Raw genomic sequence first — 506 nt, 5'->3', positions numbered from 1 at the left:
GTCATCACCACGACCAAGAAACTCCAGCCGACCGTCATCCCGCCGACGCACCAAGTCCCCCGTGCGGTACAGCCGTTGACCCGCCACGAACGGATCGGCCACGAAACGTTCCGCCGTCAGATCCGCACGCCCCTCATAACCCCGAGCCAGACCATGGCCCCCCAGATACAGCTCGCCCGGCACCCCTACACCCACCGGTCGCAGCCCGGAATCCAGCACCAGAGCACGCGTGTTGTCCATGGGAAGGCCCAACGGGACCGAGCCCGCGGCCACATCCTCACGCGACAGCGGCCCGCAGACGGCGAACGTCGTCGACTCCGTCGGGCCATAGCCGTTGACCACCACCGTCGAGCCGCACGCCGCCAGCACCCGCTCCACCGCAACCGCCGACACGGCCTCGCCACCGGTCCACACCTCGCCCAGACCGGCGAAACACCCCGGGTCCTCATCGGCCAGCACACCGAACAGCGCGGCCGTCACCCACAGACCCGTCACACCATGCCGCT

General features: G+C 69.2%; 1 protein-coding gene. It reads right to left on the bottom strand.

Translation table 11 applies throughout. The features are described 5' to 3' along the window. Positions 1 to 506, bottom strand: a 506-nt coding sequence (locus SCA03_RS34905; protein ID WP_141275920.1) for an AMP-binding protein, incomplete at both ends; no start/stop codon positions are given.

Source organism: Streptomyces cacaoi (genome assembly GCF_006539165.1).
GTDB classification, from domain to species: domain Bacteria; phylum Actinomycetota; class Actinomycetes; order Streptomycetales; family Streptomycetaceae; genus Streptomyces; species Streptomyces cacaoi.
Note: the sequence above shows the minus strand (reverse complement) of the source record. Positions and strands in the feature narration are given on the sequence as shown.